General features: G+C 33.4%; 18 protein-coding genes and 2 tRNA genes. 18 read left to right on the forward strand and 2 right to left on the reverse strand.

Translation table 11 applies throughout. The annotated features are described in order from the left end of the window. Positions 1-186 precede the first annotated feature (186 nt). Positions 187-283, reverse strand: a tRNA-Met gene (locus HMPREF9009_RS26055). Positions 284-415: 132 nt separating this feature from the next. Here HMPREF9009_RS26055 and HMPREF9009_RS23425 point away from each other — a divergent pair. From HMPREF9009_RS23425 to HMPREF9009_RS23490, 14 genes are all read left to right on the forward strand, one after another. After that, positions 416-1,645, forward strand: a complete 1,230-nt coding sequence (locus tag HMPREF9009_RS23425; protein WP_005678223.1) for a site-specific integrase — start codon at positions 416-418, stop codon at positions 1,643-1,645. A gap of 87 nt (positions 1,646-1,732) precedes the next feature. Next, entirely contained in the window at positions 1,733-4,228 is a 2,496-nt protein-coding gene (locus tag HMPREF9009_RS23430; RefSeq protein WP_005678225.1) for a P-loop NTPase fold protein, read from the forward strand. Positions 4,229-4,238: 10 nt separating this feature from the next. Further along, a complete protein-coding gene (locus HMPREF9009_RS23435; RefSeq protein ID WP_005678226.1) occupies positions 4,239-5,219 on the forward strand; it encodes a hypothetical protein in 981 nt (326 codons plus the stop codon). 156 nt (positions 5,220-5,375) lie between these two features. Beyond that, the gene (locus HMPREF9009_RS23440) at positions 5,376-6,584 is read left to right on the forward strand and encodes a hypothetical protein (protein ID WP_049703541.1); all 1,209 of its coding nucleotides are present in this window, start codon (positions 5,376-5,378) and stop codon (positions 6,582-6,584) included. 78 nt (positions 6,585-6,662) lie between these two features. Further along, entirely contained in the window at positions 6,663-7,286 is a 624-nt protein-coding gene (locus HMPREF9009_RS23445) for a hypothetical protein (protein WP_049703542.1), read from the forward strand. 999 nt (positions 7,287-8,285) lie between these two features. Continuing rightward, positions 8,286-9,311 carry a DUF3871 family protein gene (locus HMPREF9009_RS23450; protein ID WP_049703543.1) on the forward strand — a complete coding sequence of 342 codons (1,026 nt, stop codon included), beginning with the start codon at positions 8,286-8,288 and terminating at the stop codon, positions 9,309-9,311. A 56-nt stretch (positions 9,312-9,367) separates the two neighbouring features. Continuing rightward, the gene (locus HMPREF9009_RS23455) at positions 9,368-9,628 is read left to right on the forward strand and encodes a hypothetical protein (RefSeq protein WP_049703607.1); all 261 of its coding nucleotides are present in this window, start codon (positions 9,368-9,370) and stop codon (positions 9,626-9,628) included. A 261-nt stretch (positions 9,629-9,889) separates the two neighbouring features. Continuing rightward, on the forward strand, positions 9,890-10,477 hold the full coding sequence (locus HMPREF9009_RS23460) for a tyrosine-type recombinase/integrase (protein ID WP_049703544.1): 588 nt from the start codon (positions 9,890-9,892) through the stop codon (positions 10,475-10,477). A 453-nt stretch (positions 10,478-10,930) separates the two neighbouring features. Continuing rightward, on the forward strand, positions 10,931-11,272 hold the full coding sequence (locus HMPREF9009_RS23465) for a hypothetical protein (RefSeq protein WP_049703545.1): 342 nt from the start codon (positions 10,931-10,933) through the stop codon (positions 11,270-11,272). A gap of 17 nt (positions 11,273-11,289) precedes the next feature. Beyond that, positions 11,290-11,688, forward strand: a complete 399-nt coding sequence (locus tag HMPREF9009_RS23470) for a hypothetical protein (RefSeq protein WP_151922258.1) — start codon at positions 11,290-11,292, stop codon at positions 11,686-11,688. A gap of 185 nt (positions 11,689-11,873) precedes the next feature. Continuing rightward, a complete protein-coding gene (locus HMPREF9009_RS23475) occupies positions 11,874-12,734 on the forward strand; it encodes a hypothetical protein (protein WP_232313733.1) in 861 nt (286 codons plus the stop codon). Positions 12,735-12,790: 56 nt separating this feature from the next. After that, positions 12,791-13,453 (forward strand): hypothetical protein, encoded by a 663-nt coding sequence (locus HMPREF9009_RS23480; RefSeq protein WP_232313739.1) that lies wholly within the window; start codon positions 12,791-12,793, stop codon positions 13,451-13,453. A 106-nt stretch (positions 13,454-13,559) separates the two neighbouring features. Continuing rightward, on the forward strand, positions 13,560-14,054 hold the full coding sequence (locus tag HMPREF9009_RS23485) for a hypothetical protein (protein WP_049703609.1): 495 nt from the start codon (positions 13,560-13,562) through the stop codon (positions 14,052-14,054). 98 nt (positions 14,055-14,152) lie between these two features. Beyond that, positions 14,153-15,439, forward strand: a complete 1,287-nt coding sequence (locus HMPREF9009_RS23490; protein ID WP_005678243.1) for a hypothetical protein — start codon at positions 14,153-14,155, stop codon at positions 15,437-15,439. A gap of 262 nt (positions 15,440-15,701) precedes the next feature. Here the strand turns inward: HMPREF9009_RS23490 and HMPREF9009_RS23495 are convergent. Next, positions 15,702-15,775 (reverse strand) — tRNA-Met (locus HMPREF9009_RS23495). 224 nt (positions 15,776-15,999) lie between these two features. On the opposite strand from HMPREF9009_RS23495, the gene HMPREF9009_RS23500 reads away from it, so the two are divergent. The 4 genes from HMPREF9009_RS23500 to HMPREF9009_RS23515 all read left to right on the forward strand — a co-directional run bounded on the left by HMPREF9009_RS23500 (position 16,000) and on the right by HMPREF9009_RS23515 (position 20,860). Then, entirely contained in the window at positions 16,000-16,386 is a 387-nt protein-coding gene (locus HMPREF9009_RS23500; RefSeq protein WP_008640713.1) for an START-like domain-containing protein, read from the forward strand. A gap of 76 nt (positions 16,387-16,462) precedes the next feature. After that, positions 16,463-18,361 (forward strand): LptF/LptG family permease, encoded by a 1,899-nt coding sequence (locus HMPREF9009_RS23505; RefSeq protein WP_032812063.1) that lies wholly within the window; start codon positions 16,463-16,465, stop codon positions 18,359-18,361. Positions 18,362-18,366: 5 nt separating this feature from the next. Next, a complete protein-coding gene (locus HMPREF9009_RS23510) occupies positions 18,367-19,584 on the forward strand; it encodes a bifunctional 3,4-dihydroxy-2-butanone-4-phosphate synthase/GTP cyclohydrolase II (protein WP_004309056.1) in 1,218 nt (405 codons plus the stop codon). 82 nt (positions 19,585-19,666) lie between these two features. Further along, positions 19,667-20,860, forward strand: coding sequence for a pyridoxal phosphate-dependent aminotransferase (locus tag HMPREF9009_RS23515; RefSeq protein WP_004306402.1), 1,194 nt, complete (start codon positions 19,667-19,669; stop codon positions 20,858-20,860). The last annotated feature ends 250 nt before the right edge of the window (positions 20,861-21,110 follow it).

A 21,110-nucleotide genomic window follows, 5' to 3' on the forward strand; every position in this document is an offset into this window, starting at 1 on the left:
AGCTAAAGATATTAATGCTGCTTCTGTCATATTACAAAAGTAATCACTTTAAAGAAAGCTACAAATAGTTACCCCCAAGAAATTGCGGGTGAGCCGTAAACCATAGTGTAAACCGGCACCAATTGATGTATAAAAGAAAAAGGCACCCAAGAGTGGAAGCCTCTCAAATGCCTTATTCTTATCAAGTAGCGGGACCCGGGATTGAACCGGGGACCTCATGATTATGAATCTGCGTCTTCCAAAGGCTGACGCCTTTGAAAGCTACCGACAGAGCTATCCCTTTTGTTGATAATCAGCGATATATATATGTTTGTAAAATATTGCGATTTGATGTAAAAGAGATTTATTGTGGGGAAAATGATAAAATAGCGTCACCTATAGCGTCACCTGAAATACTGTTCATAACTTTCTGATTATGAGCGTAAATATTAGTGTGGTATGTTTTAAATCAAAAACTTTATCAAATGGTGAACACCCTTTATTTGTAAAGGTGAGTGAGGGTAAAAAGAGAGCAACTAAGAGTTTAGGATTATCTATTAGAGCCCAGTTTTGGAATTTTGAGAAGAACGAACCTAAAAAGAGTTGTCCCAATAGAGAGGCTTTGATAAAAATGATAGAATCAAAAAAGCAACAGTATTTGGAGCAAGTTATTGATTTTAAAAGTGAAGATAAAAACTTTACTCCACAGTCATTAGTTGATAAAATGGAGAATACCGTAGTTCCTCAAACGGTTGGAGAGTATCTTTTAAAACAAATTGAAATAATGAAAGTTGAAAAGAGAATTGGAAATGCTAAAGTATATCGCAGTACATATAACTCTCTTTTCGCTTTTTGTGGTAATTTGAATATATCTTTTGCGAGTATTGATGTGGCTTGGTTAAGAAGGTATGAGACTTTTTTGAAAAGTCGTGAGAATTCCAGTAATACCATAGGTATTCGATTTCGAGAATTACGGGCTTTGTATAATAAGGCAATAGAGGATAATCTTGTGCATGAGAAGAATTATCCTTTTAAACGTTTTAAGGTTGCACGATTTTGCAAAAAAACTTCTAAACGAGCAATAAAGAAAGAAGATATAAAAAGGATAATGAATGTGGATTTACGGTTAATCACCAAATATCATAGTCCATTACTTTATTTGAGTAAAGATTTATTTTTGTTTAGTTATTTGGGGTGTGGTATTAATTTGATTGATATTGCATATTTGAGATACGAAAACATAACAGAGAATCGTTTACGTTTTAACCGTCATAAAACGGGGCAACCTATTAATTTTGCCCTACAAGGACAACTACGAGAAATTATTCTGAAATATGCTAAAGAAGGTTGTAGTCCTAAAGATTTTATTTTTCCTATTCTTGATAGAAGAATTCATAAAACACAGCAACAACAAGACGATAGAATAATAAAGGTAACTAAGGGTGTTAATAGGAATCTTAAAAAGATTGGTCAATTTCTAAATCTTTCTATTCCTATAACAACCTACGTGGCAAGACATTCTTTTGCTACAGTGTTAAAACGCTCTGGAGTCAATATTTCGATTATTAGTGAAGCATTAGGACATACAAACTTGTCAACGACGCAATATTATTTGGATAGTTTTGAAAATGAGCAGATAGATGAAGCAATGAGAAAATTATTATGATTTTTTGTATAATAAAGAAATACCTTTATACTGGTATGAGAAAATTTTCTTACCTTTAGCTGCTTTATAAACTAAAATTGTAAATTTATGAATATAGATAGTGCAAGAGAAAAATTTCTCTTATTTCTCCAAAATTATGAAGAATATAAAACTTGTGATTTTTCTGAAAGTGATACCCGTTCTAAAGTTATAGATAAATTGTTTATTGATATCTTAGGGTGGTCTGAAAGTAATATACAGCGGGAAGGACACGTTGACTGTGGGTATTATGATTATCGTTTTTCTATTCCTGGTTTTTATATGTTAGTTGAAGCCAAAAAACAATTCTTAGATTTTGTATTACCTATTAAAACGAAAATAGTTTCTATTAATACATTATTATCTGAAAATAGAGATGTAATACAGCAAATTAGAAACTATTTATCTGACGAAGGTATTGATTATGGGATAATAACGAATGGAAAACAGTTTATTATAGGGCAGTTCATTAATCATAATGGAACATTATGGAAACAAAATAAATGTTTAGTTTTTAATGGACTGGATGAGATAAAAGAAAATTTCATAACTTTTTATAACAATTTATCGAAAGAAGGTATTATTGAAAATGGTGGTTTTAAATTTTTGCAGAATAAAGAAATAGAATTTTCTAAGAAAATTATTGAGACATTAGTAGACCGTGAGAAAGAAATTGTACGGAATAGTATTAGTACTAATTTGACTCCTATTATAGAGACTATTTTTGGGGAAATATTTTCAGATATAAAAGAAGATGATGCTGAATTTATTAAAGAGTGTTTCGTTGAAAATAAGGAAACAATAAAAAATAGAGCAGAATTAAATGGATTATTTAGTGATACACCTCCTTTTTTATCAGAAGTTGTAGGTGCTCAAAATCATGATAGTATTTCTCAACAAATAAATGCGGAAATAACATCTTCGAATGTGTCGTTGAAAATGGCTCCTCCGAAACCTGTAATTATTGTAGGTTCAAAAGGTGCAGGTAAGACTACTTTTATAAACTTTTTGTTTAAAAATAAGCTACCCAATGATACTATTAATAGATATCCGTATGTGTATGTTGACTTTATTAAGTATTATAAAAATTCTAAAAATGTTGATACAGAAAAAATATCAGAGGATATTTTAAATTCATTATATGAACAATATCCTTTTTTAGAACTTGATACATATAAAGTCTTGAAGCGTATTTATATACATGAAATAAATAGAAATGATAGAGGAATTTGGAGTGTTTATAAAGAAAAAAATCAACTTGTTTATGTTGATAAGTTGAATTCTTTTATAGAGGAAAAATTTAAGCATAAAGAACTTCATTTAGAGGAACTGTCTAAATATCTAGTTAGAGAAAGACAAATGAGACTTATTGTTATTATTGATAATGCTGACCAATTTGATATGGAGACTCAAGAAAGTGCTTTTCTTTTTGCTAGTTCATTGAACAGAAGAGCTTTTTGTGGGGTTTTCGTTTCTTTGCGTGAAGGATACTATTATAAATGGAGAAATTTACCTCCATTTAATGCTTTTGAAAGCAATGTATATCACGTGACAGCTCCAAAGTATAGTGAAGTGCTACAAAAAAGAATAAGCTACACTTTGAAGAAAATCGAATTTGATTCTTCCGTTATAGAAAGGAATGTAACAGGAGTAAATCAAGTAGGATATAAGATTGAAATGGAGACTCAGAATATAAAAGAATTTTTTCTTAGTCTTCAAAATTCTTTATTTGACAATTCTAATGAATTGATTGTTGATTTCCTAAACTATTCAACATTTCCCAATACTCGGGAAGGGTTGAGGCTATTTAAATTATTTTTAATTTCTGGTTATACAGATGTTTCTGAGTATATAATGAGGGTCCGTTTTAATAGGGATAACCATAAAATAACTATACCTATTCATGAATTTGTTAAATCAATTGGGCTTCATAATAAGCTGTATTATAATCATGAAATAAGTGTCATTCCTAATTTATTTTATCCATGTAATGAAAGTTCTAATCATTTTTTGAAAATATGGATATTAAAATATTTATCTAATAAATTAAAATCGGGTGGAAATGTTAATAAATATGACTCTCTGAGTGATTTGGCTAACTGTTTTATTAATTATGGATATAAGACAGATATAATATATAAAGAGCTAGAGTTATTGCTCAAATTAGAGTTGATAGAGACAGATGAGATATTAACAGATATAAAATGGGTGAATTTGCCTGAAAAAGTTTTCAATGTATGTATTTCAGCTAAAGGATATTATTATTTGAACGAAGTAATGAATCGTTTTTATTATTTTGAGCTTGTTTTACAAGATACACCTATATTTGATGAAGTGTTTTTTAACAATATGTGTCAAGTTTTTCCTCATTGTACAGAAAACGGAAAAAGAAATATGAATAATCGTATTGAAACAGTTGAATGTTTTATGAGGTACTTGGGAGAACAGGAGAATCATGAACCTAGAGTAGTTTTAAACCAGTTAGGAAGTATAGTACAAGATATTAAAAATAAGGGTATGGACGCCGATATAAGGAATATAAAAGATAAAATGGGTTTATCCTAAAATTATTGTTATGAAAATAACTGATAATCTTTTTAGATATATAAATATATACCAGGATAGATATTTTTGGGTATTCGATGGTGACTGTGCTGACCTAACCAATGAGAATTATATATTTTGTAGGAAATATAATGGTTTCTTACAACAACTTCCCCCTAAAGTAACGGAAGAAACTTTTTATAAGCATGAGAAATTGCAGGAATACTTAACTAAACTGAATCTTGATAAAGAAGCTTTTTGGGGACTGATTATTTATATTTATACTTTACATCTTGTAAAATACAGTGGGAAGTATATGGTGAAACTTTCCAATAATGATGAAGCAAAAAGAGTACAGGACTTCATTAAAGCAAATATAGATAATTTGGAAGTGATAGTAAGAACAAAAGGAGAAAAGAAACAGCGCCCCTTCTCTGTTACAGATAAAGATATTCTAGTTGCGTTATGCCCTATATTTGAAAAAAGCCAATCAATCGATAGGAGCAATGAAATACGTGTTTTATTGAAGGATTGCATTGATAATGAAAATACTACATTAAATATCACCATTAAGGCGAAAAAGGTTGTAAAATCAGATGTTATTACTATGTCAAATAAACGAGATATAGAGCGAGTATTCATGTTGGCAGAAATGACACATAGACCATTTGATGATAATAATTATCTTCATATAAATAAAGATACACCCAAAGCAGAAAGCGAGAGAGCATTTAATTATTTTTTTGTAACGGAGTTGTTAAAGGTAATTCGTTTAATTATTCCCAATGATTCAGTTGGTGCTACTACCAATGAGAAGTATCTTCTTCTTTACACTTTAGATTTTCTTCGTCTACATTCTTTTGATGATAATACGATACTTCTGAATAAAGATGATGAAATGTATTATCGCAATAGGTTGGAATATTACAATAAACTTCTTATAGATTACGAAGGATATGAAACTAAGACGATGGGCAGCTATTTTTATGGTCATGATATAAAAATAGATTAGTTAATCGTATTTAACATTTTAGACTTACTTGGGGGAACAGATTAGAATCTGTTCCTTTTTTTTGTATTACCCATATCTTTGCGTTGTAATCAAAACAGTAAGGCGCCAAGTTAATGATTACTTAAAACTTAGTTATTAATAAAAAAGAAAGAGACAATGGAAACAACTAATGCAATGACAGTAAACGAGAATGGAAATGTTAATGTGGAATCTTTAAAAAATAGTGATAATATGGAAAAGCAACAGGAAACTCAAACAGGAACTCTTTCAAAAAATGAAGTATTGGAAAACGCTCGCAAAATCCTAATGGAAAAAAGACAATATCTATTTGATAATGAAGATGCAGATACCAATATTGTAAAAGCAGCTAAAACTAATGTTGCTAAGGCTGAAAAGGATTATGTGGTTGCATTGCGTAATGTTGATTCTCCTACTATTCCAGTTGAGTTTTGGGAAGTAGAAGAATCTACAGAAGAAAAGGAGGTTATTAGCAAAAGAAAAGAGGATATTATTATTGCAATGTCCGATTATAATATGACTGTAACTAAAGTGAATGTTGAATTGGGAAAAGATTTGATTGGTGATGATAAATTTGAAAAAACGGCTCTGTTTGTAACGGCAGCTCAAACTTTCTATGAAGCGGATATTGAGTTGAAAGACTTGAATGGTAATGTTATTCCTAAAAATACTCCAAATGTTTATGTGCCTGTTGATACGGCAAATGGATATTGGCTATGGAAAACTTATCATGAAGCCAATATTGATAGGGTGGTTAAAGATGAATCAGCTTTAATTGTTGAAAATGTTAGAATCAAGGAATTTGTATCATTGCAAGAGTTTGCAAAGTATAGAGGGATAAATAATGTACTAAGTAGAGGGTTTAATGGCATGGAAAAGGCAGGTAATGCGGCATTGGCTACTCAACATGAGTTTTATCAAAAGATATTCCAAAAAGCTAAAGAGCTGAAAGCTAATATTAGTGTAATTACTAAATATTATAATCAAGGGAAGACCTTAAGTCTAAAAGTTTGGAATGATGCAATGGTTGGTGAGGTTGAAACTAAATTTGAATATGATTTATCAGTTGGTGATAGAATTATAGACACTTTGAAAATTGTGGGTTTCAAAGATAAGTTTATCAAAGAACGTTATATGATTGATGCTATGACTATGTTATCAAAGCATAAACCACAAGGCGTAGAAAGTGCAATTGGAATTAATGAAGTCATAGAAACAGTTAAGACTTTGGATAAAGATACCGTTACATTTATATCTAATATATCCATTGATAAATTGAACGAAATATATTCAGCTTTGCATAGCCAATATCTAAGGAACCATGATATTATAGGAAAGGCAGCCTAATTCATATTATATTCTAATAGAAAGTCCATGTGACAGGTGGACTTTCTAAAATTAAGTAACATATTATTATTGTTAAAAATGCTTTTACCTGTTAATTGTAAAAATCAGGCGACTGTAAACTATTCCATTTTAAATAGATTTAAGCCTGCATATATTTATAGATTTTTCTGTTTGTCTCTTTCAAGAGATGATTGGTATAATGTGAGAATTACTTTAGATGAATTGAAAAGAACAAGTGGAGGTAAATCAGTAAGCAGTTTTAATAAGAAATTTGAGGAGTACTTGGATATAAAGCCTTATTTTGTGGATAATGGTTTTTATTATCTAACTAGACGGAATATTTATCATATTCCTGCAATGGAAGAACAGTGCATCACTATCTCCAATAAGTTTACATTAATCGAACTGGATGCAGCGATAAAGGGCTTCTTTATCCAATTGCTTCTATTATCCCAATATGGCAATATAGAGCTGATTAGAAAAAATATAATCAAAGCAATCGGAATAGATAAAAAGACTTATGACAAGTATATAATAAAACTTGCTGGCGCTGATTTAGTATCAATTACTACTCCCTTAACTTTACATACTGAAAATATTTTATTAGAAAATGATTTTTCTAAGCAGAAAAAACTACCTAAAAAGAAAGTAAATAAAATAGTAGAGATAAATGATGATGGGAGTATCATAATTCCCAAGTAAGGAGAAAAAGTGTTCTTTATTAATATATTAATATACAGTACTTTTTCCCTTACACCTACCAGTTTTACAGAATAGGATGCAATAAAAGTGATTTTTTCTGTGTACGGTAAAGTGCAGTGTTATTATTAGTATTACAAGCCATTCTTAGCTTTACATAAGTAAGGTAGTGGGGAAAAAGTATCTGATATTAATTATATATTATAACACACATTTTCCCCTGCTACTAAAGAATTTAAACTTTATGTGCGCATGAACTTCATTTTTTAGGGTGACAGAGTATCTGTTCTGATTTTTAAAGATTAAGAGTTATATAGGCTAATCCTGCACTTGAAGTATGAGACACTGAAAAATATGTCAATGCCCACAAATAAGCTCATTATAGAGACTTTGACGAATAAATTAGTCTACTACCTAACTAAAAACAAAAATAGCCGCAAGCGAGTACACTTACAAATGTGCTCAACTGCGGCTTTTTTTGTGGAACTTCTAAATTCTTGTCTAATACAAGGGATATAGCAGTTCGCAATTTTAAATATGGGAGTTAATTTTCCCAATGGAAGTGTGGGAAAATGCAAATATGACCTGTTTGATTTACATATAATTCAAGGAGTTGAACCATTGCCAAACAGGTAGTTCTTGATTTTTAAGAATACTCAAAGTTAGTCATAATAAACAAGGTAAAAAAATAAACAATGCTCATTCTTTGATATTACTACTTAGTGTATCTTTATATAGTAGTATAATACTCTCCTTTCTATTATAGTGCATAGTAATACATAGGCACGCAATAAAGTATAGGTACTTTATATATAATACCCCCTACCTATAAAAATAGGAGCTTAAATATATATCAGCTTATTTCTCCTATGATTTACTGAATTGAAAGTTACGTACAAGTGAGTAGAGTAGCTCTAACGTCCCCCGAGGGTAGTTGGAGAGAAACGAAATATATTTCAATCCACGTAATCAATTTATAAATCATTTAAAATTTTATTCGTTATGAGAAATCTACAAATTATTGGCAATGTGCCACAAGTAAGAAGGGAAAACAACTTTGGTGAATATGCAGAAGAAGCAGTAATAATCGAAGAACAACCAAAAGTTAAAAAAGAGAATCCTCATTTCTTGGAAGCTAATACACTAGAGGTTACAATGCAACATTTGAAAGAAGATTGTATTACACCCGTATTCGCCAAAGATAATGAGCTTACAATTCCTCACCCTGCATTTATTGATACTGTTTATGACGCTGCAAATACGTTTTTCAGTGGTGAAAGTATTGATAAGCCCGATATTCGTGTAAGTCACATTATTAAAGGGAGAGTGCCCGAAGCAATACACAAACCTGCAAATCAACTTCTCGAAAGTGATAAGACTATCTACTACGAAAGATGTGCTTTTATTATTCAGATTCCTACGATTTACGAAACGGTGAACGGGAATAAGTTAATATTAACTATTGGTGGTGTTCGTGCTTATAATCACACTAATCTTTATTCAAAGAAAGGAGCAGAACGATTTAAAGTATTTATAGGCTTCATTTGTAAGGTTTGCACAAACTTGTGTGTGTCAACAGACGGTTTTCTTAGTTGTTTGGAAGTTACTAATACAAGGGATTTATATCAAGCCGTATTAGAGATGTTCAATAAATACGACACAGCCAAACACATACACTTAATGCAAACACTTAGTAACTCATATCTTACAGAACATCAATTTTGCCAATTACTTGGGAGAATGAGACTTTATCAATCATTGCCACAAGGTTATCAGAAAGATATTCCTAAAATGCTCATCACTGATTCGCAGATAAATACAGTTGTAAAAGCATATATCAATGATAAGAACTTTGGGAGCTTGGGGAATGATATAAGTATGTGGAAATTGTACAATCTATTGACAGGAGCAAATAAGAGCAGTTATATAGACAGCTTCTTGGATAGAGCAGTAAATGCAACCGAAATAGCAACGGGAATAAATGCTGCTTTGCATGGAGACACTAAATATAAGTGGTTTATTGATTGATTAAACAGGGGAATATTCAGAAATGGGTATTCTCCTATTTTATTAATTGCATTACAATGGATAGAAAGAAGGAAACTATGGTTAGAAAGATTGAATATCTGAAAGAAACAATTTACCATTGTGAGAATAATCTCCAATATATAAAGAGGTTGCAAGCATTGAAATATTGGTTGCTGAAATTAGATGTCTTATTGGATAATTCCAATGATGAGATTTATAGGAAGTATTTCTATTCAGATAAGGGATATTCTTTCTTTGATAGAATCTGTTTATCAATAACAGATTATCAATATGGAAATAAACCGTTCAATTATTAATCTATTTAAAATAAAGAATCATGTTTTATTATAAGATACTCGTTTGGCTCTTTTGGGTGGTATTGGCTATGATTAGTGCTTGTGTTCCATTCGTATGGCTTATACTTTTAGTTGGCTTATGGGAAGTGGAAGAAGCGAATAATCGTCACTAATATACAAAGTGAATGTTTCATTATAAATCAGTAAGTTAGCTTTATAGGTTGCTTGGTGGTATTGGTGGAATATTCACTTTTATTTATTTACTTATAAAATTGAATATTTATGAGCTTGAAATATAGTAATACAACAGCCGATTATCTACAATGGGGAGAAGCTATGAACCTAGTTCGTTCTCTTTATAAAGACGAAGATTATAAGATGTCCCTACTTATTGCAATAGGTTGTTTTTGGGGACTACGAATAAGTGATATGCTTGCCTTACATTGGAAACAGATTTTAAATGTTGATGAATTTACGATAATAGAGAAGAAAACAGGAAAGCAGCGTACTATCAGAATTAATCAGCAGTTAAAACGGCACATTGCAGATTGTTATAAACAGATACAACCGATTGGAATAAATGCACCTATTTTAGTAAGTCAGAAAGGAACGGTTTACAGAGTGCAAAGTATTGATGTATTATTGAAAAAAATGCAAATCAAATACAAGCTATCGGTTAAAAACTTTTCATGCCATTCATTAAGAAAAACATTTGGTAGACAGGTGTATAATATGAATAGCGATAATTCAGAGTTGGCACTTGTTAAGCTAATGGAATTATTTAATCATTCTAGTGTATCAATTACTAAGAGATATTTAGGGTTGAGACAAGAAGAGCTATTAAATACTTATGATTGCCTTACTTTTTAATAAACAATAGTTCTTGCTATTACAAACGCTTTTCGTAACTTTGTGGCAATTTCAGATACCTAATGTGTTGGGGCTGAAAGGACATATTAGTTAACGAAGAGCGTTTAAGATATTATCTCATATTGGAATCTGGACAATTTCGAAGGTTGAAGATAATAGGCAAGAACGCTCACGTCAATGTTATATACCTATCTTGTTAAGATAGTCTATATATCGTTTGGCGTGGGCTATTGTTTATTATTCAACCTTGGGCAGTCCAGAGCCTCAATATGATAATATTCAATAGTTTCCACGCCTTTTAATTTTTAATAGTATCTAAAGGGAACAAGATACCTAAAGCGGAATAACTACGAATCAGACATTCAGTACAAATTTTAGCTACTATCTTTTAAGTAGCCAACTCAATTTTTGAGCAGTTTATATTTTGATTTACTAACAGAAAAATAATTAGATATGGGATTCTTTAATTTTGGAAATAATAGTAAAGCAGAGATTCAATCTTGTGCATTAAAAATAAGTACAGGTTTAGGACAAATAGAACAAGAATATGCTTCTTCTAATGGTCAAGCTACACCTATGGTAAAAGGTATTGCTTCAGCGTTACAAAATGAGGTTAGAACATTGGAACGATTGTTAAAACCAAATGGAAGAACTGACTGGAATCTATATAACTCTATTGCTGTAAAATGGTATGATGGAAGTGAAATTCCATTTCGACTATTTGAAGCAAGATTAAATAATGAAGCTAGAGTTTTGAAAACTCAAACAGGTATTGATATTGCTATTTGGTTGTAAATTTAAATAAAATACATATGCCAACATTAGAACAACGGAAAGCAGCATTTAGAACAATTTTTGATATTGTTATTCATAACAAAAGAGAATTGAGTAATAATCATAAATATTGTTTAATGAGGTGGGGACAGTCTTTTCTTCATCTTTCTATTATTGAAATGCAGGAATGTTTATCTCCCACTATGTCAAATGGATTTGTTAACTTTCAACAGTTGAGCAATTTAGATAAAGAGTATCAAATTGAATTTAGGAAGTTACTATATGCTATACTAAATTATAGCCAAATACCAACCGTGCAGGAAATAGAAGATTTTAATTCTGTGCTATCTGTCATTGAAAATAGGTATAATCTTCCTAATTCATATTCTAACTTTGAAAATTCAGTATATAATACCACGCCATTAAAGGAATGGTGATTATGTTTGTGCAATAAATTCCCAATATAAGAATAATACATTAATTATTAATGTTTCTTGTATTGGGAGTTCTTTACTAGTATAATCCTAATAAAATAATGAGGAAAATTTTATATTGCATATTACCAATCTTCTTATGTTCTGTTTTATCCTGTGATAGGAAAAAACAATCAAGTGAACAGGATATGAAAGATGCGTTAGCAGCAGCTAACTTTATGAAATGTGCAAAGTTTTTGTATAATACTTTGTTTGATGATGAGCTTAAATACTTTAAACCACGTATTTTTATAAAGTACAAGCAACCTGTAAATGGCTATGATGTAACTGTTATGTGTTTGCTTTATAACTATACTTATGATAAAGAAAGAAATACAGAAATTTGGGGTAATGCCTTACTTTACTTTGAAAAAGAAGATAATAGATTCTATATTTATAATGAAAGCTTTTCTGACAGTGTTCTTTATTATGTAAACGAACAAGAAGTTAGAGATAATATGATATTAGAATTGGACTATTTACCTAAATCAACAAATGAGTATTTAAGTCATAACTCACCATTCTTTTTCTCTGATGTGGATTTTGACGGAGAAGAAGAATTAATTATCAATAACTGGAGATGTGGCATAAGATACTGCAATACTTATGATGTTTACAAGATAACCAATAATGAAGTGAAGCAACTGACAGAAGCACCATTTATTAATCCAACAGGAAAAATCAGTGATTATAATACTGAATTTGATTCTATTGGTAAAACTATAACAGTGCATAAAAGAACAGGAAGCGTTTACTACGATGGTTATTATAAATATGGTTTAGCTAAAAAGGTAATATTGAACAGTGATGACAGACTTAGCAAATATAACCAAATAGAACTGATAGAAGCAAAAATCATAGGTTATGATAAAAATACAGATAGTAATACTCCAACTCGTCCATATAGACTGTATAAAAAGATAAATGCTAGATTACAGAAAGTAAGAGAAGGAAGATATAATGGTATTTCTGAATATGATACTATTGATATAAATAAGATTCATAAATAAAAATATATCAAATACCTTATTCTTATTAAGTAACAAGAATCAAGAAGCTCATGATTATGAAGTTAGTAACTATCTACATACTACTATTAATGTTATTACTATCTTGTACTAGTAAAAAGGATAGTAATATACAGGCTACTATTGCTAGCTTATCTATATATGATAATCATCCTACTTTGGATATATCAGAAGCTAAGCATTTGCAATGGGTAGATTCTGTATTAGGAGTAAAAGGTGTGAAACTGATTGATTACAGAAATAGGATATACCAATATAATGATACAAGGTTTTATTGGAATAGAACTTTTGATTATTTCTTGGTATATCCCTCTAGCTTTACACATGGAAAAGAATCGGATTTAGGCAATGGCAATCATTTCGTAAATGAAGATAGTACAATCTGTTTGAATGTGTATGCTACTTACTTCGATGTTTTTAAAGATGATTATTCGCTTCATGAATGGTTTGATATAATGATTGATACAGAAGTAGAACAAGGCAATAGAATTATTAAGAAAGATATTACAGACCATAGTTATACTATTGAAGGCAATACCAAGGGTGGTAGATGTTTTTTCTGTAAAGCTACCTGTAAAAAGGCTTATGAGCGTGATATTATTGTAACAGTGAAGTTAGAATATATGAATTTCATAAAGAAGCAAGCAGAAGAAATAATTAGTATGAATATTAATCGTTTTCCATATAATCCACTGGAATAATTCTTATCTTTATCACAACTAAATCAATCTTTGTATGTTTAAGTGGTTTCATAGAAGCAAAAATAATCATAGTAAGCATCTTTCAGAGTTTAAAGAAAGGTTGGTTATGCAAGAGTTAGCTTCTTTAGATATAGAAGCAATCAAACAATTTGCTTTAAAAGATTGGGAGCTTGGGGAAACTCATGGTTTACCACATTGGCAAAGAGTGGAACGTAACGGAATAATACTTGCCACATCAGAAGTAAATATTACGGTTGTTAGGTTGTTTGCTTATCTGCATGATAAATGCAGAATAGATAATGGTTGTGACATTGAACATGGAAAAAGAGCCGCTATTATGATTAATGGGATTAGGCACACATTACTAAAAGAACTAACCGATAATGAATTTGAGTTATTGTCTAAGGCTTGTGAACTTCATACTACAACATTGCGAACAGGTAACTTAACTATTGATACTTGCTTTGATGCAGATAGATTAGATTTAGAACGAGTTGGTATAGTACCATATCCAAATAAAATGGCTACTTCAAAGGGAGAATATTATGCGAAGAATCTTAGTGAATTTTATGATTTAGCAGTTTTATTAACTATGGAATAATGAAAAGGTATCTTAGAACATTAAAGAACAGCATTTGAAGAAATTCATTTGCTGTTTTTTATTACATTTGTAGGATTGTAAAACTTAACATCTGACGTATGAATATCTATTTAGTAAACGTGAATGGTTTTTCGCGATTAGCATTAGAAAAGTTGGCTAATCATCTTAATATTGATGAAATTATTGATGCTCGAATGAATTGTAGTAGACTATATCTACAAAAATACTATCAAAAATCTTTTCTTGGCGTACGTTACATTATAAAAATGGCTAATTCTACTTATAAGGAAGGATATCCATTGGAATATAGAAAAACAGTAAAGGAAACAGAGTATAGTAGAGAAATCGGTAGATATTGTTCGTTGTCTAATGAAGTTGTGGGAGTTGATAAGTTGGCTGGATTTATATTGAAACATTATTTTCTGATTCAGAAATACGGATTAACTGACTATGTTACACCTGAGTTGCAAGCATCTTATACTATGGGGAGTATTAATAGCTTATCTTCTTATTTGGTGAATAAATGTACTAATATTTCGGAAATAATAGCTGATTATAAACATAAAAATAAGAGAGTGGATAGGCTTACATCATTAAAATCGTTTAAAGAATTATTGGGAATTTTAAAGGGGAATATTTTGTCTATGGCTGCTGCAAGAGATTCTTTGGGGATAGAACAATTGCATCATTGGTTAGAGGGACAGAAAATGTTTCAGATGCCTCCATTAGAAAACTATATGGAAATGAATCAGTCTCTAATTGAAGAATGGAAAGAAGAAAATGAGTGGTCACCATGTTCTTTAGAAGCATATATTAGAGGTAAGATTACTGAATTTGTTTCTTTTGCCAAAATGAACCCAGAAGAAACTCATTTTTTTGATGTTAATAATATAGCCGTATTTTATAATAATCCAGATTATGAGAATATCTTTAAAGAGCTTTTTACTCCTATTGATTACGAGTATGAGCTTTGTTGTAATAAAATAAAAAAAGAACATATACATGATGAAGGTTGGGCAACTAGTATGGAGGCAGAAAGTATCTTTGAGGATTTGTATGAGGATATGTGTTATGATAAGGAGGATTTGGATGAATATCGATATATAAATTTGCAAAATTTTGATATGAGTGACTATATTCAAATAGAACTGGATTGTTGTGAAGATGCGAAGGAAAGGGAAAATTTAGAAATGAAAATGAAGAAATGGGAAAAATGGAAAGAGAAACAGATGTGGCGTGTAAATGTTGACGAGGGGGTATGGGTAAAAGATGAGAAAGAAAGAGAAAAAATGATACAGGAAATAAAACAATCAGAGAAAGAATATGAGGAATTTTGGTATGACCCGTTTTGTCAAAGTGATTGTGATGACTGTGAATTTGACTAGTAATTAGATAGTGATGATAGTTCTTGTGAAAAAACTAGTTATTTTTTTTCTTAAACCTATTTTTATAGACTTTTTTTCCAAGAAAAGATAGATTATTCGTATTTTTGCGATGATAACTTAATGTCAAATCAGAACAGGTAATTAGGAAGTCGTTAATTAGCGTCACCTATGGCGTCACCTGCCACCAATTGATGTATAAAAGAAAAAGGCACCCAAGAGTGGAAGCCTCCTAATTGCCTAATTTACAAGCCTTTCGGCTTAGTAGCGGGACCCGGGATTGAACCGGGGACCTCATGATTATGAATCATGCGCTCTAACCAGCTGAGCTATCCCGCCATCGTTTCTCGATTGCGGGTGCAAAGATAGATGATTTTTTATAATCTCCAAAACAATTCATAACTTTTTTGTGTTTTTTCTTTAAGAAGGGGTTTGATTTTCCCTATAAACAGGGAGTTTGAGGTCCGATAATGAAAGAATAATTAAATAAAGTGTCTGATTTATGCGATGTATTTAGAAAAAAGTATTTATCTTGGCACACGTAAAAACAATTCGAAATTGCTATGAAAAAGGAAAAGATTCATTTGGAGTATTTGTTGAATGCAACGTCTAAAAATATTCTTTGGTCAGCTATAAGTACACCGACCGGGTTGGAGGACTGGTTTGCCGATAAAGTTATTTCTGACGATAAAATAGTAGAGTTTCATTGGGGGAAGACAGAGCTGAGGAAAGCAGAGATTATTGCCATTCGCTCTTTCTCTTTTATCCGCTTCCGTTGGCAGGATGATGAAAACGAACGCGATTATTTTGAAATCAAGATGACTTATAATGAGCTGACTAGTGACTATGTGTTGGAAATTACCGATTTCGCAGAGCCGGATGAAGTGGATGATATGAAAGAATTGTGGGAGTCACAAGTAGCTAAATTAAGAAGAACTTGTGGTTTTTAGTTAACTTTCAACTAAAAATTTTCGATGCTCCTTTTTTTGTGCTAATTTTGCATCCTAATTGCACGAACCTATTAAGATGCTACGCATAAAGAAATTAGATATATTTATCGTAAAGAGTTTTTTGATGCTCTTTATTGGTACATTCTTCATCTGTCTGTTCATATTCATGATGCAGTTCCTGTGGAGATATGTAGACGAATTGGTCGGAAAGGGATTGGAGATGAGCGTAATGGCTCAATTCTTCTTTTATTCCGCGTTAACATTAGTGCCGGTATCGTTGCCATTGGCAGTGCTACTGGCTTCTTTGATTACTTTCGGTAACTTTGGCGAGCGTTATGAATTGCTTGCGATGAAAGCCGCAGGTATTTCTCTCCTTAAAATCATGCGTCCGCTTGCTTTCTTCGTTTGCGGGCTTGTCGGTGTCTCATTCTATTTCCAAAATGTAGTAGGTCCTATCGCCCAGGCTAAATTGGGAACCCTGATCCTTTCGATGAAACAAAAATCTCCGGAGTTGGACATTCCGGAAGGAGTTTTCTATTCTGAAATCAAGGACTATAATTTAAAGGTAGCTAAGAAGAACCGGAAGACCGGTATGCTATATGATGTGCTGATTTATAGTATGAAAGATGGCTTTGAGAAAGCACGTATTATATATGCTGATTCCGGGCGTTTGGAGATGACCGCGGATAAACAGCATCTTTGGCTGCATTTGTATAGCGGAGATTTATTTGAGAATCTGAAAGCTCAAAGTATGAAATCGGAGAATGTACCTTACCGACGCGAGGAATTCAGGGAAAAACATACCATTATTGAGTTTAATTCCGATTTCAATATGGTTGACGGTGAGATTATGGGTAAGCAGTCCAGTGCTAAGGACATGGCGCAGCTGCAGAGTTCCATTGACTCGATGACGGTTGTGGGAGACAGTATCGGACGACAGTATTACAGGGAAGTGGCAGAAGGAAATTTCCGTCCTTCTTATGGATTGACAAAAGAAGATACGGTCAAAATAGAAAAGGCGGATATTCATGAATATAATGTAGACAGCCTTTACGAAGTAGCCTCTTTAACGCAGAAACAGAAGGTGATTTCTTCTGCTGTCAGTCGTGCGGAGAACGTGGCTAACGATCTTGGGTTCAAGAAATTCACGATGGAGAACAATGATTATAGTATTCGAAAACATAAGACGGAATGGCATAAGAAGATAACAATTTCACTTTCTTGTCTGCTGTTCTTCTTTATCGGAGCTCCGTTGGGCGGTATTATCCGTAAAGGAGGTCTGGGAATGCCGGTCATCGTATCAGTGTTGGTGTTTATCATTTATTATATCATTGATAATACAGGATATAAAATGGCCCGCGACGGTAAGTGGATTGTTTGGATGGGGATGTGGACAAGTAGCGCAGTCCTTGCCCCGTTAGGAATCTTCCTTACTTATAAATCGAATAAAGACTCTGTGGTGCTTAATGCAGATGCTTATATCAACTGGTTTAAAAAGATTGTGGGAATTCGTAGTGTGCGTCATATATTTAAGAAAGAAGTGATTATTCATGATCCTGATTACGCACGTCTGACGGGTGATTTGGAACAACTTTCGGCAGAGTGTAAAGCGTATGCCGCCAGGAAACGATTGGAAAAAGCACCGAATTACTTTAAGTTGTGGATGGCGAGTGAGGATGATAACGAGGTGATGGCAATCAATGAAAAGCTGGAAGCGTTGGTTGAAGAAATGTCCAATACGAAATCTGCCACTTTGATCGGTGCATTAAACAATTATCCGGTTATTTCCGTTTCTGCTCATGTGCGCCCGTTCCATATATATTGGTTGAATCTGGTAGCCGGAGTCATTTTCCCTATCGGTTTATTTTTCTATTTCCGCATCTGGGCGTTCCGCGTTCGTCTGGCTAAGGATATGGAACGGATTATAAAGAACAATGAACAAATTCAATTCATCATACAGAAAATCAATAAATAAGTGTTATGAAAGAGACTATTAAAATGGATAGAATAGAAGATGCGATTGCCGACTTCAAAGAAGGCAAGTTTGTCATAGTAGTGGATGATGAAGACCGCGAAAACGAAGGCGACTTGATTATTGCAGCTGAAAAGATAACTCCCGAAAAAGTAAATTTCATGTTGAAACATGCACGTGGCGTACTTTGTGCACCTGTCACAGTGTCTCGTTGCAAGGAGTTGGATTTACCGCATCAGGTAAGTGATAATACTTCCGTGTTGGGAACTCCTTTTACGGTTACTATTGACAAATTGGAAGGCTGTACAACAGGTGTTTCCGCTTCCGACCGTGCCGCTACTATTCAGGCGTTGGCCGATCCGACTTCTACACCGGCTACTTTCGGGCGTCCCGGACACATCAATCCGTTGTACGCGCAAGAAAAAGGAGTACTTCGCCGTGCCGGACATACAGAAGCTACGATTGATATGGCTCGTCTGGCAGGACTTTACCCCGCAGGTGCCTTGATGGAAATCATGAGTGAAGACGGAACAATGGCACGTTTGCCCGAACTCCGTCAGATGGCAGACGAACACGGACTGAAGCTGATTTCTATCCATGACCTGATCGTTTATCGCCTGAAACAGGAATCCATTGTAGAAAAAGGAGTAGAAGTAAATATGCCTACCGAACACGGAAAGTTCCGTCTGATTCCTTTCCGCCAGAAATCAAACGGATTGGAGCACATGGCTATATTTAAAGGAACATGGAGTGAAGACGAACCGATCTTGGTACGCGTCCATTCCTCTTGCGCTACTGGAGATATCCTTGGCTCACAACGTTGTGACTGTGGCGAGCAGCTGCATAAAGCGATGGAAATGATCGAAAAAGAAGGAAAAGGCGTGGTGGTTTACCTCAATCAGGAAGGACGTGGCATCGGTCTGATGGAAAAGATGAAAGCATATAAGTTGCAGGAAGACGGTATGGATACCGTTGACGCGAATATTTGTTTGGGACACCTTGCCGACGAACGTGATTATGGAGTAGGCGCACAAATCCTTCGTGAACTGGGAGTACACAAAATGAGACTTTTGACAAATAATCCGGTGAAACGTGTTGGTTTGGAAGCATACGGATTGGAGATAGTAGAAAATGTACCTGTTGAAACAGTTCCTAATCCGTATAATGAACGATACTTGAGAACAAAGAAAGAAAGAATGGGGCATACTTTACATTTTAATAAGTAAATTGCCAATTTGTTTTCATATATCAAATATTATCGCTTATTTTGCAACGATTTTCACTCAACAACAATAAAATAGATACAAAATGAATCAATTATCAGATCGTTTGAACAGCTTGTCGCCATCGGCGACGCTTGCCATGTCGCAAAAGAGCAACGAGCTCAAGGCACAGGGTGTTGATGTTATTAACTTAAGTGTAGGAGAACCGGATTTTAATACTCCTGACCACATCAAAGAAGCTGCGAAAAAAGCCATAGATGATAACTTTTCTCGTTACTCTCCGGTACCGGGTTATCCGGCTTTGCGCAATGCTATTGTTGAGAAACTGAAAAAAGAAAACGGTCTGGAATATACAGCCGCTCAAATTTCGTGTGCCAATGGTGCCAAACAATCTGTTTGTAATACCATCCTTGTATTGGTAAATCCGGGTGACGAAGTCATCGTGCCGGCTCCTTACTGGGTAAGCTACCCGGAAATGGTGAAAATGGCAGAAGGTACTCCCGTAATTGTTTCGGCAGGTATCGAACAAGATTTCAAGATTACTCCTGAACAGCTGGAAGCAGCTATTACTCCGAAGACGAAAGCATTGATTCTTTGTTCTCCGTCTAATCCGACAGGTTCTGTATATACAAAAGAAGAATTGGCAGGATTGTCAGCAGTATTGGCTAAACATCCGCAGGTGATAGTAATCGCTGACGAGATTTACGAACATATCAATTATATTGGTGCGCATCAGAGTATCGCTCAATTCCCAGAAATGAAGGAACGTACAGTGATTGTAAACGGTGTATCCAAGGCTTACGCTATGACAGGATGGAGAATCGGTTTCATTGCCGGTCCGGAATGGATTGTAAAAGCTTGCAACAAGTTGCAAGGTCAGTACACTTCAGGTCCTTGCTCTGTTTCTCAAAAAGCGGCTGAAGTGGCATATACAGGAACACAAGAACCGGTAAAAGAAATGCAGAAAGCATTCCAACGCCGTCGTGACCTGATTGTGAAGTTGGCTAAGGAAGTTCCGGGATTTGAGGTAAACGTTCCGCAAGGTGCTTTCTATCTGTTCCCGAAATGCGATGCTTTCTTTGGAAAGAGCAATGGCGAACGTAAGATTGCAGATTCAGATGATTTGGCAATGTACTTGCTTGAAGAAGCTCACGTGGCTTGTGTAGGTGGTGCCTCTTTCGGTGCTCCTGAATGTATCCGTATGAGTTATGCTACAAGCGATGAAAATATCGTAGAGGCTATCCGTCGTATCAAAGAAGCATTGGCTAAGTTGAAATAAGAGTTCACCACAGATTACACAGATTGAAAAGAGATTGTCTGTCTGAAAAATATTAGATTAATAAAATCATCCTTACTACAGTATGCAGTAAGGGTGATTTTTTTGTTTAAGGAACTTCTTTGTATTTTTCTATCCGTTTGATTGTGAATTAATCTGGCTCACCCGATAATCATTGGGGGTATGCATAAATCTTAGCCAGTCTAAAGAGGAAGAATTTCTCATCCACTACTCCTCTTAATGCGGTTCTGAA

This window comes from Bacteroides sp. 3_1_13 (assembly GCF_001185845.1).
Lineage (GTDB): Bacteria > Bacteroidota > Bacteroidia > Bacteroidales > Bacteroidaceae > Bacteroides > Bacteroides xylanisolvens.

Excerpts from the sequence above, each read along its gene's own strand:
- HMPREF9009_RS23425 (WP_005678223.1), top strand. The coding sequence starts at position 416 with ATGAGCGTAAATATTAGTGTGGTATGTTTTAAATCAAAAACTTTATCA.
- HMPREF9009_RS23430 (WP_005678225.1), top strand. The coding sequence starts at position 1,733 with ATGAATATAGATAGTGCAAGAGAAAAATTTCTCTTATTTCTCCAAAAT.
- HMPREF9009_RS23435 (WP_005678226.1), top strand. The coding sequence starts at position 4,239 with ATGAAAATAACTGATAATCTTTTTAGATATATAAATATATACCAGGAT.
- HMPREF9009_RS23440 (WP_049703541.1), top strand. The coding sequence starts at position 5,376 with ATGGAAACAACTAATGCAATGACAGTAAACGAGAATGGAAATGTTAAT.
- HMPREF9009_RS23445 (WP_049703542.1), top strand. The coding sequence starts at position 6,663 with ATGCTTTTACCTGTTAATTGTAAAAATCAGGCGACTGTAAACTATTCC.
- HMPREF9009_RS23450 (WP_049703543.1), top strand. The coding sequence starts at position 8,286 with ATGAGAAATCTACAAATTATTGGCAATGTGCCACAAGTAAGAAGGGAA.
- HMPREF9009_RS23455 (WP_049703607.1), top strand. The coding sequence starts at position 9,368 with ATGGATAGAAAGAAGGAAACTATGGTTAGAAAGATTGAATATCTGAAA.
- HMPREF9009_RS23460 (WP_049703544.1), top strand. The coding sequence starts at position 9,890 with ATGAGCTTGAAATATAGTAATACAACAGCCGATTATCTACAATGGGGA.
- HMPREF9009_RS23465 (WP_049703545.1), top strand. The coding sequence starts at position 10,931 with ATGGGATTCTTTAATTTTGGAAATAATAGTAAAGCAGAGATTCAATCT.
- HMPREF9009_RS23470 (WP_151922258.1), top strand. The coding sequence starts at position 11,290 with ATGCCAACATTAGAACAACGGAAAGCAGCATTTAGAACAATTTTTGAT.
- HMPREF9009_RS23475 (WP_232313733.1), top strand. The coding sequence starts at position 11,874 with ATGAAAGATGCGTTAGCAGCAGCTAACTTTATGAAATGTGCAAAGTTT.
- HMPREF9009_RS23480 (WP_232313739.1), top strand. The coding sequence starts at position 12,791 with ATGAAGTTAGTAACTATCTACATACTACTATTAATGTTATTACTATCT.
- HMPREF9009_RS23485 (WP_049703609.1), top strand. The coding sequence starts at position 13,560 with ATGCAAGAGTTAGCTTCTTTAGATATAGAAGCAATCAAACAATTTGCT.
- HMPREF9009_RS23490 (WP_005678243.1), top strand. The coding sequence starts at position 14,153 with ATGAATATCTATTTAGTAAACGTGAATGGTTTTTCGCGATTAGCATTA.
- HMPREF9009_RS23500 (WP_008640713.1), top strand. The coding sequence starts at position 16,000 with ATGAAAAAGGAAAAGATTCATTTGGAGTATTTGTTGAATGCAACGTCT.
- HMPREF9009_RS23505 (WP_032812063.1), top strand. The coding sequence starts at position 16,463 with ATGCTACGCATAAAGAAATTAGATATATTTATCGTAAAGAGTTTTTTG.
- HMPREF9009_RS23510 (WP_004309056.1), top strand. The coding sequence starts at position 18,367 with ATGAAAGAGACTATTAAAATGGATAGAATAGAAGATGCGATTGCCGAC.
- HMPREF9009_RS23515 (WP_004306402.1), top strand. The coding sequence starts at position 19,667 with ATGAATCAATTATCAGATCGTTTGAACAGCTTGTCGCCATCGGCGACG.